We start from the raw sequence: 16,361 nt of genomic DNA, 5'->3' as shown, positions 1-16,361 counted from the left end.
GTGGCGGTCGGAACACCTATCTCCCTCGTCGTGTCGGTCGTGCCGGGCACAATCCCGGCGAACGGCACCCTCGATTTCCTCAATGGCCTGATCCTGACGACGAACGTCACGGCTGTTCCTGACGGCACCGTCAAGGCATTCACAACGCTTGCTGACGTAGGTGTGGCGTTCGGCACCGGCACGAACGAATACAAGATGGCGGCGGCCTACTTCACTGGCTACGACAACGCCTTCCAGCTTCCCGCCACGCTGTATTTCGCGGGCTTCGTGGATGGCACCGATACGCCGGCCACCTTCATGGACAAGATGGCCGCCGCCTCGCTTCAGTGGACCGGCTTCAGCACGGCGTTCGAACCTTCCCTGACCGAGAAGCAGGGTTTCGCCACATGGACCGGAGCGCAGAATGCGAAATACTGGTACGTTCCCTGGGATACGGATGCGACGGCAACGACGCAGGGCAGCACGGCGAGTTTTGGTGCGTGGCTGGTCGCGCAGGACGTCACCGGCACTTCTCCCGTTTACATGGACCCAGCTGCGGCGGGCGCTTTCCTGGGCTGGATGGCTGCCCTGAACTTCGATCAGGTGAACGGTCGCCAGAACCTCGCCTTTACCTCGAACGGCCAGGTCACGCCTGCCACCTACAGCGCAGCAACGGCGGCTACCCTGCTGGCCAATGGCTACAACTGGTACGGCCAGTTCAGCGGGCGCGCAGGCTCGTTCAACTGGGTCTATAACGGCAGCGTGTCCGGCCCCTTCCTCTGGGCGGACAGCTACATCAACCAGATCTGGATCAATGCCTTGCTCCAGTATGCGGACGCCTCGACCCTGACGAATTTCGGCAACGTGCCGTTCAATACGCAGGGCGATGCCATCATTTCGGCTGGTCGCAAGTCGGTCATCAGTCAGGCCCTCAGCTACGGCGCAATCCAGACCGGAGTTGCAATCAGCGACAGCCAGAAGCTCGCCATCAATCGCTTCTTCGGCGTGGATGGCGCAGCCGATGCGATCGTGAACCAGGGCTATTACGAGCAGCCCGGCGCTTCTACGGCCACGTCCGCCAACCGGGCAGCCCGCACCATCCCGGCGTCCAAGTTCGCCTATGCGGATGGCCAGTCCGTCCAAATGATCACCCTTCTGTCCCGTGAGGTCATCTGATGTCCTTTATCACTTCGGCTGACGCCATCTTCATGCTCACGGTGCAGACGCTGTTCAACGCGCCGGTTCGCCTCGAAAACTGGTCGGCAGATCGTGCGTGGGAAGCCGCCGCGATCGAGCAGGTCGAAACCCGCATGTCGATCGACGGCAAGCTCAACGCTGGCTGGGTGCCGAACCCGGTTGATATGACGCTGGGCATTCAGCCGAATTCCGACAGCGCGATCATGTTCGAGGGGCTTTCGACTGCCATGGCCGGCGCGCGTACCCCGTATATCCTCGGCGGTGAAATCACGCTTCCTGGCCTTGGGCGCAAATATACGCTCGTGACCGGATACCTCGTCTCGGCCTCTCCCCTGCCAAGTGCTGGGCGTATGCTTGAGGAACGTCAGTTCACCATTCGTTGGGAGCGGGTCTATCCCGTTGGTATGTGATGGCTTTGCGAGAAACGACCTACACGATCCCTGACGGCGAGGACGCAGGCAAGGTGTTCGTGATCACCCGTATGCCCGCCATGCAGGCCGACAAATGGGCGCGGCATCTGGTCAAGGCGCTGACGCGCGCTGGAATGGCCCTGCCCCCGGACGCGATGGAGATCGGCCTGTCAGGGCTGGGGGGCATGGCTCAGTCTCTGTTCGGCCAGCTTGAGGACGAAGCTGCCGACAAGGCGCTTGATTCCCTAATGGCCACGGTGAAGATCCAGCGCGACCCGGCAAACCCGGCCTCGCGTGGGCAGATCATTGATGCCGATCTCGACGACCCGGAGACGCTGCCCCGCCTGCAAGCGGAGGCGTTTCGGATGCACCTGGGTTTTTTCAAAGCCGCCGCGTACCTCATTTCCCCGCTCGTGCAGATGCTGGCACCGCAGGCGGCAAGCGACGAACCCAGGCCCGCTGCGTAAACGTGTCCCGCCCGATCGCCTATGTGGTCGGGTCGGGCCTCGCCACGCTGCACGAACTCAGCACCATCTACGACACCGAGGACATGCTTGACCTCATGGAGATTGGGATGGTGCGGGATTATAATGGAAGATGAAGATGTTACCCGTGATGATAGCAGTGCAATCGGTTGTATTGTGTTACAGCGTCTGGACTTTGGCCCTTACCGTCAAACGCCTGTTCTTTATAGTTAGAGCACTTGAAGACAATAGAAACGATACCACTATCTCGGGTGCCTCCCCCTCTGCGTCTGAAACATAAAAAATCACGCATTGTTCGCACTCGGGGATAGCGCCCTCGCGGGTACACTTCGGAATACTATATTCGTAATCTATAAAATCGACGGGCACAGAAACAGGTAATTCGCGCCCCAACCCATCAAAGGTTACCCGATGCGTTGCGGCGTGAAGCAGTGCGCGGCGCGGGTGCTTGAGCTTCAAGTTTCGCACTTGCAACTTCTCAGGAAGTTTATTGGTCACTCTCAGAGTGACACGTATTAGATTTTGGATTTCTGTGCTCTGGAATCGGTAGGCATCCGGCTCGATCAAAGGTAGCGGCTCATTTCTCGCGCGCCAAAAGATCGCCGCGCCTCCAATAGTAGTCGCTGCCGTTGAAATTGCCGTTATCCAGTCTGTCAGGGCGCCCATTATCGTCTCCGCTTTTAGCAGACTAGAAATGTTTTAGCGGAGTCCCGTCAACGGATTCAGGTGATGGAGAGAAACCAGGACGCGGCGGTTGGGATATTGCCAAGGCCAAGCTCAACTACCTTACCCACAGCGGCCTTCAGCCCTTCTTCTTTCAGACCCAACAGTCGCTTCTTCGCTTCGGCCTTCTTTTCCTCAGGCTCGGAACTTGCGTCGATCTTGGCGGCTATGAGTCCACGCAGCGTGTCCGCCTCGAACCGCACCGTGACCACATTGAGGATTGCGCTCAGGCCACCGTCATCTTGCAAAAGGTCAATGCCTGAAGAAGTAATTGTCGGGCGCAACTGGACTATCATGGTATCGTCGGAGATAGATTCAGGACGATTCAATTTACAAAGCCCCACATCGTGAAGATATCTTAAGTTCTGGATTATCAACCGCTTTTCTTCTGGCCCAATGCAATCCTCCCTTAGAAACATAGGGTCCGGGTAGTATTTGGCCATCAAATTCAGAAGCTTTTTCTGCAGCCCCCGATCCATCCAATCAACCATAACTGTCTCCTCAATTCAGATACTTCACCACCACGAAGGTCGGGGCGACCGTCTGCGCGCCTAGGACAGAGGTGTAGGTTGTTGGCTCGGTGCCCATAAGCACTGCTTGAGCATTGAGACGCAGAGGCCCATTCGGATCAGTGATGATTACTGAGTACGTGTATTGTCCGTAGGGCAAGCCATCTATCAGCAGTAATGAACGCTCAGTGAGCCACTGCACTTTGCCCCAAGGTGAGGCGCTCAGTAAGGCCGTGACACATTTCCCGCGTGTTGCATAAGGGTTTTCAGACCCCATGGCGAAGTTCGCCCCCTGTATGTCATCGTGACACGCAGCGAGGGTTGCGGCGCCATAGCGGTCAACGCGCTCTTGCTTTTGCTGGGCTTGTGCCTGCGCATCGGCTGCCATCTGCTGTTTGGCCGCCTCGTTGCGCATGGCCGTCAACTGCGACGACAACTGAGAAACGGGCGTCCCAGTATGCACCTGGCGAGCGAGGCTGATTACCTCATTGATGTTGCCGATTGGTGCGGAGGTGTTCTGCAGGACAGCCGCTACGTCAGCCGGAGTGTATGACGTGCCAGCATTCGACGCATAGGACACAAGTTGCGTTGGCGTTGGCTTACTTTGCGAGGACATGGGTGCAAGCTGATAGTACCACGGGGCCACATCGTCGGCACTTGTGACGCCTGAGCCAAGTGCCAATTTGGCATCATCCGGCGAGAAGCCAATAGAGTGCCATTTGATGGCCTGCTCATACGGAATATTCGCCTCTTTCCACTCTTCCGCTTCATTATATGAGACGCCGTGCGAGTGATATGCCTCGGCTTCATGGAAGGGGAAATTACTCTGCCAAGAGGCAATGTCAGGGTGGAATGAGTACCCGAAAGAGTCTCCCAGGGCATGGCTGCCGGAACCGTCAGCAGCGCACCCGGCCAGAGACACGGCGCAAAAAGCCGCTGTAACGAGATTCGCTTTTTTCATTCCATGAACGCCCTTGGCTAGTGAGGCCCAACTTATGGCTGCGTGATTTACTCGTCAACGTAATCGACGGCTACGCCTCCCCCTATTCAAATGGGGAGAGAGATCATGACTGACGCTCTTTCCTGTGCATCGCTGGCTCGGGAATATATGGGCCACCGATCTTCATAAAATAATCCTGCTTCCCTCTTCGCAGACTTCTCAAGTCTGAAAGTTTCGTATGCACTGACTCTCTAAAATCATCGGATGCCTGCGTTCTGTTTTCTAGGCACCATCCCGGAGTTGAGTATTCGGTCTCCACTTCGTTCAAAACCGACAAAGCGCTTTTTATGGCGTCGTCAAGCGCCTGAATCTCCCAAAATGTATGCCGGAATTGCTCCGGGCGTGGAGTGGGTAAGAGTGCATCGTCAAAAGACGTTTCCAGCCTCTGAATGATCTCGGCATTCACGGAGTGCGAGTGTGCGTCTGCCTCGGACTTCAGCCGGTCAAGCAGCTCTCGGCTGGCTCTTAGTGTGAAGGTTGATCGCGCGTCATCTGCCATAGCTTATCTGTAACTCATTATGCATTTGCTTTCTAGTTGACTTCACTATGACTTCACTATAAGAAGTCGTAGTGACTTCATTAGAGGAGACAATGACGGACACAGCATCCCTTACAATCCGCGTTGATCGTGCGCTGTTGCGAGCTCTGAAGGTTCGGGCAGTGATGAACGACAGATCATCTAATAAAGAGATCACCGCAATTTTGCGGGACGTTCTCAAAACAAAAAAGACGGAAGAGGCACAGCCTGGCAGCAAGCCCTCTTCCGTCTCCGAGTGAACCACGAAGGAACACGAAAGTGACGAATAACACACAAGCAATACCATGCTCAAATGCAATCGTATCTTTCGCATTCGAAGACCATGAGGTCCGTGGCTTCGAATACGCTGGCGAGCCTTATTTCGTCGGTAATGAGGTTGCAGCCGCTCTTGGGTATGCATCACCTAAGGACGCTGTGTCTGCTCATTGCAAGTCATTGAAATTGCTCAAAAGCGGCGAATTGGCGCTTTTGGGAATTCCATGCGGACCGCGTGGCATGAACATCATCCCTGAGCGGGATGTCTATCGCCTTGTGATGCGCTCAAACTTGCCAACCGCCGAAGCCTTCGAAGAGACAGTGGTAGGCGAGATTCTCCCCGCCATCCGCAAGACTGGCAGCTATAGGGCTGGGACCGAAGCCACCGACCCAATGGCTTTCCTCAATGACCCGGCAGCGATGCGAGCGGCCCTCCTTGGTTACACCGAGAAGATGATCGCTCTCGAGAGCGTCAATGCAGAACTCGCACCAAAGGCGGCCGCCCATGATCACTTCGCCGAACTTCCTGGCGAACTTGGTGTGCGTGACGCCGGACGGGAACTGAAGGTCGGACAGACTTGGGTGTGCGATTATATCGACGCGCACGGTTGGTCTTGCGTTGAAGGCAAAAAACGCAAACCAGCGCACTACGGGTTGCAGAAGGGGTACGTCCGGTTTGTACGCAAGACCTATTCTCACCCGCACACCGGGGAAGAGATGGTGAAAGAAGAGTTCAGGATTACTCAGAAAGGTCTGAACAGACTGGCTGAGATCATCGCGGGGAAAAAGAACGCCTCGCAGCCCACGGTTAGGATCGTCCAATCCGGCAAGAGTGCCCCCGTCCCTTTCTCCCGCCCGAAGGAGGCAGCGTCATGAGTGCGCTGACACTTGCAGGCGCGGCGGGTTCGAACAATCACGTCAAGCGGATCGATCACATGGGGCTATTCCCGACGCTGCGCCGGGGTGACTATGTGATCTGGCAGGACGTAGCGGGATTCGTCGAAGAAGGGCTCTATGTCGTATCGGCGGGCGGCACAGAGCAGGTCTATCAGGTGCAGAACTGCGGCGGGCGACTGAGGCTTCTCTGGCCAGAACGCGACATTGACCCGAGAACGCGATCGCTGAAGCCGACCGCGCGTCCACAGGAGATCGAGATAGACGCGTTTGCGACGTGCTGCCGTGGTTTCGTGGTCGCCTCGGTCGCCGTTCACAAGGAGGCGGCGCTCATGGGGCGAGAAACGTTGACGCCGGTACAGAGGAAGCGCACTGCCCTCGCGTAATTCTTGCCCAGCTTGACCAAACTCCCTACTGTGATCTGGTCTGATGCCAGACTGACGCCCCCATGGTTCGCCCTGGGGGCTTTTTTCGTTTTGGAGCCCCGAAAATGTCCATCATCGATCGCCTCGTCATTCAGCTTGGGATGGACACGAAGGGGTTCTCAGGCGAGGCGCGCAAATCGGTCGAACAGTTGCGCGAGGTCGAGAAGCAGGCTCAGGCCACCGGGTCGGGCATGGAGCGCGATGGGGTCAAGGCTGCGTCGTTCTTCTCCGGGGTCCGGCGCGAGGCGCTGGCTATGTTCGCCGTGTTCACGGCTGGGAAAAGTCTGAAGGCGTTCATCGGCGACACGACCAAGGCGAACGCGCAACTCGATTATATGTCGCAGCGGCTCAATATGGACCCGGCTGGGCTGAACCGGCTCGAAACAGCGGCCAAGGCGGCTGGCGGATCGTTCGGCGAGGTTACGCAAGCGTTCGGCACCCTTCAGCAGAGGCTGACTGACCCTCAGGAGTGGGGCAAAGTGGCCTTTGCCTTCAACAAGCTCGGCGTCCCGGATTTCAAAGATGCGGCAGGGAATATTCGAGAAGACATCGTCGCTCGCGTAAACAAGGGCATACGCGACCAACACCTCGACCGGCAGCTTGCCATTGCCTACATGCGCGATGTGAACTTCGGCGAAGGGATGATCAATCAGGGGCTGATGGACCCTGACAAGTTCAAAAGCTTGCAAAGCTCCGTTCATGGCATGATTGCCCCGACCAAGGAGATGACCGAACAGGCTCAGCAACTGAATCAGGACTTGATCATCCTCCAACAGCAGTCAGAGAACCTCACCACCTCATTTACCAGCAAACTGAACCCCGCACTCGATGGTGCGATCAAGCAGTTGATCACCCTTGAAAAAGAACACCCAGATGTCGCGGGCGCGCTCGGGATCGTCAAATTATCAGTTGACGAACTGACGAAATCCTTCGGCGGCCTCGGAGCCATTCTTGCCGGCATGGCTGGTCTCGGTATCGTCAAGCGGCTCTTGGGCATAACGGGCAAAGGCGCAACCCTTGCTGGCAGGGGCTTAGGCGCGACAGCAGAAGGTATCGCCGCACTTGGCGATCCTGGGGTAGCTGCGTTGGCCGGAGAAGGCGCCATTTCTGCGGCAGGGTTTGCGGCCCTTCCCGCTGCAGCCGGTGCGGCTGGAATATATTATGGGATCAAAGGATCACAGGCGGCAGATGCCGAGATCCTGCAAGCTAAAAACGATGCTCCAGCGCTAGCAGATGAGCGCCGGAGATACCTCTATCAGGCACTTCTTAATGCAAAATTTTCGAGGAACGCGGCATTAGGCGTAATCGGAAGCATCCATAAGGAGAGCGGTTTTAATCCTCTTGCGCGGGGCGATGCCGGGTTATTCGGGCCTCAAGCATTCGGGATCGGACAATGGCACAAGGCGCGAGTCAGGGACATTCTGAATCGGTTTGGGATTGATGTCCGAACAGCCAGCTTCAAAGATCAGGTGCGTGCCCTCATTCTCGAGACACAACTAGGCGAAGATGCTGGAGCAAAGCGGGCTGGGGCAGCCCTGCGTGATCCCAATATCACGGTTGAACAGGCGAGCCACGTCTTTAGGAGCGATTTTGAGAGACCTAAGGATGCTGACGGCACCGAAGACGCTTCACGTCTGCGACTGGCCCTTAAAGCCCGCGATGCTCTGCCAGAAAATCTTGCCGGACTACAGATAGACCCAAACAGCGTTGCGCTCGCACAAGGGTCGCAAGTCGTTGGAACGCGGGAAACGAACGCATCTTCCAGAAATTCGACTGTTCTCAGGTACTCAGCTCCGAAGTCCGAACAGGACGAGGCTATCAAGCGGCTGATCGACACGCACACTGCGTTAAAAGACCAGATGGCGCAGGCTTCGAAAGCTATCGGCTCCAATCCTACCGCAAGAATGGCGGCGTCAGTCACGGCGGGCGATAGCCCCGGCTCTGTCTCGAACACCGCGAACAACACCACGCACAACGTCAATCTTCATGGCGACGTGATCATTCCGACCAATGCAACAGACGCCAATGGTATCGCACGCGATTTCCATGACGGACTGAGGCAGCAATTGGCATTGGTAAACGCGCCGGGAGTTCAGTGATGTCTTTCCCTGTAATCCCACTCCCTTCTGTTTGGGACGTGCCGGTCATGGCTGGTGTCCCTGCCCTGCTGGGTCAGTCTATCGGCAATGGCATCTCTGCGTCCGTTTCCAACCTTCTCGGGCAGGAAGTTGCCAACTGGCAAATTACGAGCGCTGCAGCACAGTGGGGTGTCTTCCTCAACGGAACCCAAATCCTGACAAGCGCGCACGTTCTCGGCATCGAACACGAGGTCGTCTATCAGGTGCCGAACGGGCCGATCGAAAACGGCGGCTTTGTGTCATATAATAAGGTCAAGATGCCATACGTCTCGCGCATTCTTCTTGTTTGCGATGGGAGTGAGAGTGGAACCACACTTTCGGCGGGGCTCACACAAGTTTTGGGCGCCATTACCGGGTCGGGGCCAGCTTTCGTCAGGAAGGGCTTTTTCGACACGCTCGAACAGATTGTTGCTGATACGAACCTGTACGAAATCCATATGCCCGAGCGCAGCTACATGAGCGCGAATATCGTCGGCTATCGCTTTCGGCGCACGGAACGCGACGGCATTACAATGCCCGTAGCCGAGGTCATGCTTCAGGAAATCCGAAGTGGCGCAACGCAAGGGTATAAAAACACCTCCGCGCAATCAGTCTCGGCAGCAGTGCCGGTCCAATCAGGGCAGGTGCAGCTTCAGTCTCTCCCAAGCGGCGCGCCAGATCTCGCCGGGATCATGGATCGGATATCAGGCCTATGACCGGCATCATTCCCCTGACAGCTACCCCCTATCAAACGCTAAACATCGTGTTGGATGGCCAGAACGTCCGCTTGGACGTACAGCAGCGCCGCACCGGAGTTTATCTCAACGTCTGGTTGAATGACGTACAGGTGGTGGCTGGCGCCTTGGCGCTGACTGACACTTACATCGTACGGGCTGCTTATCTCGGCCTTCCCGGCGATTTTGCTTTCATTGACCTGCAAGGGTCCGACGATCCTGACTACTCAGGCTTCGGAACGCGCTGGTTCCTTTTTTACTCGGGGGCATGATGTCAGGGTCTCTCAGCGCCTACACGAGCTACGGCGGCAGCCTCCCTCGCAGCTTCACCAAGAAGAAAATCGACATCACATTCACGATACGCTCGGGCGGACAGGCTGCGGGCGGCGTGGTAGATCAGGAAAAGCTTACCGGCTATCGGTGCCAGGTTGACGTGACCAACGCCGGGCTACGCATGGGATCGGCAGCAAATGTCCGCATCTACAATCTGCCCCTACCGCTGATGAACCGTATGTCCCTCATGCCATCCCGCATCCCTGGCTTTGCGAGCGACCTAACGCGCACCACGCTCAACAGTATCATGATCGAGGCTGGCGACGATGAGGCGGGGATGACAACAATCTTCAACGGCGTCATTTCTTCCGCCTTCGCCGACTTTGCCACTGCTCCAGAGCCCGCCTTCAACATCGTCTCCTATGATGTTGTTGGTCCGAACATGAATGTAATCGACCCGCATTCCTTCCCTGCCGGGGCGAGCGTGGCCGGGATGATCTCTCAAATCGCTTCAGACGCCGGATATTCGTTCGTCAATTACGGTGTCAGCGCAAAGGCGAAGGGGCCGACCTACCTGCACGGTTCCATGACCGACCAGATCGAGGCCCTGAAAAAGACCTACAAATTCATCTATGCGATCCCCATGCTTGGCACTACGGGCCAAGCCAGCCCTTATCAGGTCACCATCTGGTCGAATAATCTCAAGGACTTGCAGAGCAAGACAATACCCAAGGTCAGCGCCAAGACTGGCATGATCGGTTATCCGGCATACAGCAATTACGGCGTTTCTCTTGTCACGCTGTTCGACCACCGGCTGCAATTTATGAACACGTTCGCAATCGACAGCGCGTATCTGCCTGCTGCTTGGGTGAACAATCAGGCCGGACAGGTGGCCCCTATGCCCGTTAACGGCACCTGGGTTGCGCAAATGGTTACGCACGAACTCGATAGCGAAATCCCCAATGGCCGATGGTTCACGCGCGTCGAAGCGATGAGAACCGATTACGCAGGGAGCATCTCCTACAATGGCTGATCATGTTTCGCCGCAGAGTAGCTTTGCGGGCCTTACCAACGGCAGCGCAATTGACGCAGCCGTTGACCGAGCCATAGCCGCCATGGGCACTCCCGTCCTCGTCCAGGTCAAAGCCGTCCACGGTGGCGGCGTGTCTCTGGTGGGTCAGGTGGATGTGCAGCCCATGGTCCACCAGCAGGACGGCCAGGGCAAGACGTACCCCCACGGCGTCATAACGGGCGTGCCCTACCTGCGCGTGCAGGGCGGCACTTCGGCGCTGATCATCGACCCGATAGTGGGAGATATCGGCTTCGTTATGGTGTCTGGCCGCGATATTCAGAACGTCATCACGTCCCGCCAGCCCTCGGCGCCGGGCTCGTTTCGGATGCACTCCATGAGCGACTGCGTCTATGTGGGCGGTTTCCTCAACGGTGCGCCCAACCAGTTCATCATCATGAATGGTGACGGCATCCGCATCGTATCACCGGGCACTGTTCGCATAGAAGCGAACGCCGCTGAGATCGCCTGCGGGCTCAAGGTTGACGGGCCCATCACGGCCACCGGAGACGTGACCGGCAACGGCATCTCGCTCGATAGCCACACGCACTCAGGCGTGCAGACAGGCAGCGGCTCGACCGGGAAGCCGCAGTGACCCTGTTTTGCTGTACTTTGACCAAACAGCGTGCCATAAACCGATAGTCTGCCGATAATACGGCCACGCCTTAGGAAATCTCTGATGAAATCCCTCCTGCTCGACCGCACGGGATGGGATCTCGTGCTTGATCGATCGGGAAATATCGCGATCTGCTCCGAGCCTTATTCAGTGCTGCAGGATGTCTCGACCGCGATCCGCGTGTTCCAGAGCGAGTGCTATTACGACACGTCAAAAGGCATACCGTATCAGGCTCAGATCTTAGGTAAGCCGCAGTCGGTGCCGATTTTCCAGCGCCTGGCCGAAGCCGTCGCACGCGATGTGCCCTCGGTGCAGAACGCCTCTTGTGTCGTCTCCAAGCTGGGCGGCGACCGGCGCTTGTCCGGTATCATGCAAATCACCCTGACCACAGGCGAAACGCTCGATGTCCAGTTCTAGCGGCAGCACCTCGATTCCGGCGCTCACGATAACGAGTGCGGGTGTTGTCGCGCCTGATGAACTGGATGTTCTGGATGGCGCGCTGACCGATATCAGCGCCGCAATGGGCGGTAACGTCAATCAGGACCTCTCGACACCGCAAGGTCAGATCGCCACGTCAGAGGCGGCAGCGATCGGGAACTGCTACGATGCCATCCTTGCCGTAGCGAACGGTGTAGATCCAAAGATTGCCTCTGGCCGGATGCAGGACGCGATCGGCAATATCTATTTCATGACCCGCGTCCCGGCGACGGCCACAACCGTTGCAGTATCCATCACCGGCACGGCTGGGCAGGTGGTCTCCTCAGGCAGCGTCATCGCAACGGATGGCGTCTATCAATATGCCCTGACAGCAGATGTGACGATCCCCGCTGGCGGGATTGCCTCGGCCACGGTGGCGAACACCCAAACCGGCGCCCTTGCCTGCTCGGCTGGAGCCTTGTCACTCTATCAATATACCGCAGGTGTTGCCTCGGTCTCTAATGCTGCACCTGGCATTCTGGGCAGCGCCGCCGAAGGGCGTATCGCTTTTGAAGAGCGGCGGAACAATTCGGTAGCGGGAAACTCGAACGGGCAGACGGCCTCGGTCCTTGGTAATCTGCTTAAGCTCAGCGGCGTGACGGACGCTTACACCTACAGCAATGGCACGAACGAGGCCGTGACGTATAATGGTGTCTCAGTGCCAGCCAACAGTCTCTATTGCTGCGTTGCGGGCGGCGATCCGTCTGCGATCGGCCTTGCAATCATTCAGAAGAAGGGGCCAGGATGCGGTCTGGCTGGCGGGACCAGTGTTCAGGTCCGCGACCCGGCGCCTGCATATAACGGCAACGGCCCGCTCTACACTGTCAATTTCGACGTTGCCGACGCCACTCCGATCTACTTGGCCGTCACGCTCAAGACCGGCTCTGATGTGCCGTCAACCGCTCTAGCCGATATCCAAGCGGCGGTTCTGGCACAATTCGCGTCTGGTGGTAGTTCCGGCCTGCGCCCAACGATCGCCAGTTCGATCTTTGCCAGCCAGTTCGGCTGCGCGATCTCTGCCCTCGGGTCATGGGTCCGCATCGTCTCGCTTGAGATCGGCACCAGCGCGCCTGCCGGGCAGAGCTTTGTGACGATGACAATGGCACAGGTGCCGACCATGGCGGCTGGGAACATCTCTCTGACGCTGGTGTGATGCGATGGATATTTATGACACGATCCTTTCGCAGTATTCCAACTCGCCGCGCCTTTGCACAATCATCCAGTCGTTCGCTCAGGCGGTCGATCCTGAGGACTTTTTCGATCTCTGGTATGATCAGGTCTGGAACCCACTAACTGCGACGGGCTGGGGCCTTGATGTCTGGGGGCGTATCGTCGGTGTAAGCCGCGTTCTGCAGCTCGCATCGCCGGGATATATTGGTTTTCAGGAAGCCAGCAGTTCAGGAACGTCCGACGCCGTTCGTAATTTTGGGACTGGCGTCTGGTTCAATGGTCAGGCGGCAACCTCGAATTATGCCCTTACCGACGACGCCTATCGTCGCCTGATCTTCGCAAAGGCCGCTGCCAATATTACAGACGGCTCGATCGTCTCCCTGAACGCGATAGTCATGACCCTCTTCGGAGACAAAGGGCGTTGCTACGTCGCTGATAATCTCGACATGACGCTGACCTATTCATTCGGGTTCGCGCCGACGCCCGTAGACCTGGCGATCATATACAGATCCGGCGTGCTGCCATGCCCTGCCGGTGTCCAATACCAGTATGCGTTTTTCCCAGCCGCAGTCGTAGATAACGATTTCGGTGGCGACATCTCGTGAGTAGACGATGAAAAAAACAGATTTCGCCGCAATGTTCCCCGAGCCTTGGGGCGCGTCTGCAGACGCGCAGTACATGCAGTTTCCCGTCCCGTCGAGCACCACCGCGACAGGCCGCGCCAGTCTCGATCTAGGTTTCCCGCCCAGCACGATGACGCCCCCTGAAGCAGGCGGATCCTATCCGTTCGGTGCCGATGTGAACGGCGGGTTTCGCATGTGCTCCACCTCGGCGCGGAATTACGAGGCGGGAGTAATCCCTCCCTATTCGCAAGTCTATGCGCAGGAGATTGGCGGGTATCCTCTGGGGGCGAGAGTGGCCGATGCAACGACTCTCGGAGCGTTCTGGATCTCGACTGCTGACGACAACCTGACGACACCAGGTGTGTCCGGAGCTTCGTGGGTAACGCTTGCATCGACCTTCAGCGGTAGGTTTATCCAGAAATTCCTGCTTACCTCCAGCGGAACGTACACACCTTCGGCTACGGCAAAAAAGATCCTGGTTCGTGTAATTGGCGCAGGCGGGAGCGGCGCCGGAGCCGCTGCCAATCCGACTGGCTCCAACGCTGCCAATTGCGGCGGTGCTGGAGCAGGTGGGGCGTATGTCGAATTCCTGATCGATCTTGGAGTGTTACCGGGACCTTTCACCGTCAATATCGGTATGGGCGGCGTTGGGACGACAGGAACTGGGGCTCCAGGCGGGGCAACATCGTTCGGCACCGCAAGCGCCAACCTCGTCATCTGCAACGGCGGTGGCGGCGGCGCGAGTACCGGATCGGTTGCGTCCGGGCAAACCGGGTTTGCCAACCAGTCTTCCGGTGGGACACCCGTGGTCAACCAGACACCCGGGCTCACGGGCATTATCGCACTACCTGGACAGAACGGCATGAGTCCTTTTGTCGCAGCAGGAGCCCTCCTTCCGCCTGTTGGTCCTGCGTCGCAGATGGGGGTCGGTGGCGGAAACGGCTCGACCGGCGGCCCGTCAATCGTGTGCCAGCCCGCCATTGGCTACGGCGCTGCGAGCGGCGGTGGCGCATCGAGTGGTGCCGGCACGGCGACGGCGGGCAATGGCGCCCAGGGTGTTGTCGAAATAACGGAGTACACCTGATGTCAGAAGTCACGACTTGGGCCGTTTACTACACAGCAGCGACCGACCAGACTGTCTACACCCCGGACGGGACAAGCTCGACTGAGCATCGCCCTGCCGGATATGTCTGGAACAATATCGTGTGGGACGGCAACGCCGGATGGGCGCCGCCCAAGGGCAGCGCCGCTATTCCCGACCCTGATCGCCACTATCCGATCGGCAGCATCTACAGCAACACGACAAGCAAAACAGCGGAGTAAATCATGACATGGCGCCCATCAGCGCGGATCGTGCGCCCTGGCGGGTGCGCGACCGCACAACTGCGCGGCATGGCCCTGCAACCTTTGTTTGCATGGCCTGACAGCAATCTCAACGGCGGTGCCGACTACAGCGTCGATTTCTCGTCTTTGCTGTCTCCAGGCGAGACGATCGAGGCATTCGCCTTCGATACGGGCGGCGCTGGGTCGCAGGCGTGGACCTATCTCAGCGGGACAATCGTCACGGCCTGGCTTTCATGGTCTCAGGCCGGGAGCGTTCCGGTTTCCGTTTGTGCACTCGGCAGCACAGGGGCCAGCTATCAGGTCGTCGTTACGATATCGGTTAGCGCAACACCCGCGCTTATTGCCGCCTCGCCGCCCCCTGCGCCGGGCGTGGATATCAGCGCCGTCAACAGCGCCACGATGTCAGCATGGCTCTCATCCCTTCCCACCCAGCCGCCCGCCTCTGGGGGCTGGTGGAACAATGCCAACATCCCGACCTACAAGGCCCCGGCATCATGAAACGTGCGTTGATCCTTGCCGCGCTGCTTCCCTCGGCGGCATGGGGGCAGACATCGGCGGCGCAGTTCGTGCCTCCGAACGGTCTCCCCCTCGATACGCCGATCGGCACCGCTCGCAATGCAGACGGTACCGGCGCCGTAACGTTCGCGGCCATGCTGGCAGGCATTTCAGCGGCTGTGACACCTGCTCAGATGCAGAGCGCGCTCGCTGATTATCTGACGATCTCATCAGCCGCCTCGACCTATGCGACCCCCAGCTCTGTCGCCGCAGCGGTGCAAACTGAGACGGTGCGTGCTCAGGCCGCCGAAAAGGCAAACGCGGATGACCTTGCTGCGCTCCAGTCAGTAAGCGTCACGCAAAGCGGGCTGTCGCGGACCCTCAGCGAGTATCTCACTGAGGCGCAGTCAGATGCCCGCTATGCCACGCCCGGCTCTGTATCTTCAGCGGTGCAAACTGAGACAAACCGGGCCGAAGCGGCTGAGCAGGCCAATGCCGGTGCGATTGTCTCGCTGCAATCGAGCGCGCTGAGCAAAGACGATGCCGTACTGAGCTATCTTCCGCTCAGCGGGGGGAATACGACCGGCGCGCTGAATGGCGTCATGACCTTTCAGGGGCTGGTGGGATCGAGTGCGTCGGGCGCCTCGACTGTTCTGACGACTGACGGGTCTGGCGCGGTAAACGGCACGAATTGCCTACAGGTGCCGAGCGGAGGCATCACCAAAGCCGTAATCAACGTGATTGGCGCCTCGACGAACGGCACAGATGCTGTGATGCAGGTCTATCCAGGCATTGCGCTATTTACGGCGAGTTCGGGAACGCCTGCCCTGCAAGGTACGAGTGCATCGTTTTACCCCGTCTTTGGATCGCCCAACCCGTGGTCGGTGGTACCAACTGTAGATACATCGACCAAATGCGTTGTGATCACCACCAAGGGCTCAGGCTCGGGGTCGTGGAAATGGCGTGCGTCGATCCAGTACGAAACGCTGACCCGGTGACGTCATATCACTTCCGCAACAGCCCAGCCG

At 58.2% G+C, this 16,361-nt stretch carries 23 protein-coding genes; 19 read left to right on the top strand and 4 right to left on the bottom strand.

Translation table 11 applies throughout. The features are described from left to right. The 4 genes from ABHV46_RS10875 to ABHV46_RS10860 are packed head-to-tail and all read left to right on the top strand — an operon-like array spanning position 1 to position 2,187. Positions 1-1,155: a DUF3383 family protein gene (locus ABHV46_RS10875; protein ID WP_438381474.1), complete on the top strand. Its 1,155-nt coding sequence runs from the start codon at positions 1-3 to the stop codon at positions 1,153-1,155. After that, positions 1,155-1,586 carry a phage tail fiber protein gene (locus ABHV46_RS10870; RefSeq protein WP_438381473.1) on the top strand — a complete coding sequence of 144 codons (432 nt, stop codon included), beginning with the start codon at positions 1,155-1,157 and terminating at the stop codon, positions 1,584-1,586. Before ABHV46_RS10875 ends, ABHV46_RS10870 begins: the two co-directional genes overlap by 1 nt. A gap of 53 nt (positions 1,587-1,639) precedes the next feature. Continuing rightward, positions 1,640-2,053 carry a phage tail assembly chaperone gene (locus ABHV46_RS10865; RefSeq protein ID WP_438381472.1) on the top strand — a complete coding sequence of 138 codons (414 nt, stop codon included), beginning with the start codon at positions 1,640-1,642 and terminating at the stop codon, positions 2,051-2,053. Between the two features lie 2 nt (positions 2,054-2,055). Next, positions 2,056-2,187, top strand: a complete 132-nt coding sequence (locus ABHV46_RS10860) for a hypothetical protein (protein ID WP_438381471.1) — start codon at positions 2,056-2,058, stop codon at positions 2,185-2,187. A gap of 43 nt (positions 2,188-2,230) precedes the next feature. On the opposite strand, the gene ABHV46_RS10855 is transcribed toward ABHV46_RS10860, so the two are convergent. The 4 genes from ABHV46_RS10855 to ABHV46_RS10840 form a co-directional block, all read right to left on the bottom strand. After that, entirely contained in the window at positions 2,231-2,737 is a 507-nt protein-coding gene (locus ABHV46_RS10855) for a hypothetical protein (protein ID WP_438381470.1), read from the bottom strand. Between the two features lie 56 nt (positions 2,738-2,793). Continuing rightward, positions 2,794-3,285, bottom strand: coding sequence for a hypothetical protein (locus ABHV46_RS10850; RefSeq protein ID WP_438381469.1), 492 nt, complete (start codon positions 3,283-3,285; stop codon positions 2,794-2,796). Positions 3,286-3,295: 10 nt separating this feature from the next. Further along, positions 3,296-4,264, bottom strand: coding sequence for a hypothetical protein (locus ABHV46_RS10845; RefSeq protein WP_438381468.1), 969 nt, complete (start codon positions 4,262-4,264; stop codon positions 3,296-3,298). A gap of 103 nt (positions 4,265-4,367) precedes the next feature. After that, positions 4,368-4,802: an Arc family DNA-binding protein gene (locus ABHV46_RS10840; protein WP_438381467.1), complete on the bottom strand. Its 435-nt coding sequence runs from the start codon at positions 4,800-4,802 to the stop codon at positions 4,368-4,370. Between the two features lie 92 nt (positions 4,803-4,894). Between ABHV46_RS10840 and ABHV46_RS10835 the strand changes: the two genes are divergently transcribed. The 15 genes from ABHV46_RS10835 to ABHV46_RS10765 all read left to right on the top strand — a co-directional run bounded on the left by ABHV46_RS10835 (position 4,895) and on the right by ABHV46_RS10765 (position 16,331). Beyond that, the gene (locus ABHV46_RS10835; protein ID WP_438381466.1) at positions 4,895-5,080 is read left to right on the top strand and encodes a FitA-like ribbon-helix-helix domain-containing protein; all 186 of its coding nucleotides are present in this window, start codon (positions 4,895-4,897) and stop codon (positions 5,078-5,080) included. 19 nt (positions 5,081-5,099) lie between these two features. Next, entirely contained in the window at positions 5,100-5,972 is an 873-nt protein-coding gene (locus ABHV46_RS10830) for a BRO family protein (protein ID WP_438381465.1), read from the top strand. Next, the gene (locus ABHV46_RS10825; RefSeq protein WP_438381464.1) at positions 5,969-6,376 is read left to right on the top strand and encodes a hypothetical protein; all 408 of its coding nucleotides are present in this window, start codon (positions 5,969-5,971) and stop codon (positions 6,374-6,376) included. Before ABHV46_RS10830 ends, ABHV46_RS10825 begins: the two co-directional genes overlap by 4 nt. A gap of 104 nt (positions 6,377-6,480) precedes the next feature. Then, on the top strand, positions 6,481-8,514 hold the full coding sequence (locus ABHV46_RS10820; protein ID WP_438381463.1) for a phage tail tip lysozyme: 2,034 nt from the start codon (positions 6,481-6,483) through the stop codon (positions 8,512-8,514). Then, the gene (locus tag ABHV46_RS10815; RefSeq protein WP_438381462.1) at positions 8,514-9,248 is read left to right on the top strand and encodes a hypothetical protein; all 735 of its coding nucleotides are present in this window, start codon (positions 8,514-8,516) and stop codon (positions 9,246-9,248) included. The genes ABHV46_RS10820 and ABHV46_RS10815 overlap by 1 nt, the downstream gene beginning before the upstream one ends. After that, positions 9,245-9,538, top strand: a complete 294-nt coding sequence (locus tag ABHV46_RS10810) for a phage baseplate plug family protein (protein WP_438381461.1) — start codon at positions 9,245-9,247, stop codon at positions 9,536-9,538. Before ABHV46_RS10815 ends, ABHV46_RS10810 begins: the two co-directional genes overlap by 4 nt. Then, positions 9,535-10,572, top strand: a complete 1,038-nt coding sequence (locus tag ABHV46_RS10805; protein WP_438381460.1) for a baseplate hub protein — start codon at positions 9,535-9,537, stop codon at positions 10,570-10,572. The genes ABHV46_RS10810 and ABHV46_RS10805 overlap by 4 nt, the downstream gene beginning before the upstream one ends. Beyond that, entirely contained in the window at positions 10,565-11,203 is a 639-nt protein-coding gene (locus tag ABHV46_RS10800) for a Gp138 family membrane-puncturing spike protein (protein ID WP_438381459.1), read from the top strand. The genes ABHV46_RS10805 and ABHV46_RS10800 overlap by 8 nt, the downstream gene beginning before the upstream one ends. Before the next feature lie 84 nt (positions 11,204-11,287). Further along, on the top strand, positions 11,288-11,641 hold the full coding sequence (locus tag ABHV46_RS10795; protein WP_438381458.1) for a hypothetical protein: 354 nt from the start codon (positions 11,288-11,290) through the stop codon (positions 11,639-11,641). Then, positions 11,628-12,854 carry a baseplate J/gp47 family protein gene (locus ABHV46_RS10790; RefSeq protein ID WP_438381457.1) on the top strand — a complete coding sequence of 409 codons (1,227 nt, stop codon included), beginning with the start codon at positions 11,628-11,630 and terminating at the stop codon, positions 12,852-12,854. Before ABHV46_RS10795 ends, ABHV46_RS10790 begins: the two co-directional genes overlap by 14 nt. A gap of 4 nt (positions 12,855-12,858) precedes the next feature. After that, complete coding sequence (locus ABHV46_RS10785) at positions 12,859-13,476, top strand: DUF2612 domain-containing protein (RefSeq protein WP_438381456.1); 618 nt, start codon at positions 12,859-12,861, stop codon at positions 13,474-13,476. A 7-nt stretch (positions 13,477-13,483) separates the two neighbouring features. Next, on the top strand, positions 13,484-14,578 hold the full coding sequence (locus ABHV46_RS10780) for a hypothetical protein (RefSeq protein ID WP_438381455.1): 1,095 nt from the start codon (positions 13,484-13,486) through the stop codon (positions 14,576-14,578). After that, positions 14,578-14,817: a hypothetical protein gene (locus ABHV46_RS10775; protein WP_438381454.1), complete on the top strand. Its 240-nt coding sequence runs from the start codon at positions 14,578-14,580 to the stop codon at positions 14,815-14,817. Before ABHV46_RS10780 ends, ABHV46_RS10775 begins: the two co-directional genes overlap by 1 nt. 3 nt (positions 14,818-14,820) lie before the next feature. Continuing rightward, entirely contained in the window at positions 14,821-15,336 is a 516-nt protein-coding gene (locus ABHV46_RS10770) for a hypothetical protein (RefSeq protein WP_438381453.1), read from the top strand. After that, the gene (locus ABHV46_RS10765; protein WP_438381452.1) at positions 15,333-16,331 is read left to right on the top strand and encodes a hypothetical protein; all 999 of its coding nucleotides are present in this window, start codon (positions 15,333-15,335) and stop codon (positions 16,329-16,331) included. Before ABHV46_RS10770 ends, ABHV46_RS10765 begins: the two co-directional genes overlap by 4 nt. The last annotated feature ends 30 nt before the right edge of the window (positions 16,332-16,361 follow it).

This window comes from Asaia sp. BMEF1 (assembly GCF_051628905.1).
In the GTDB taxonomy this organism is placed as follows: Bacteria; Pseudomonadota; Alphaproteobacteria; order Acetobacterales; family Acetobacteraceae; genus Asaia.
Note: the sequence above shows the minus strand (reverse complement) of the source record. Positions and strands in the feature narration are given on the sequence as shown.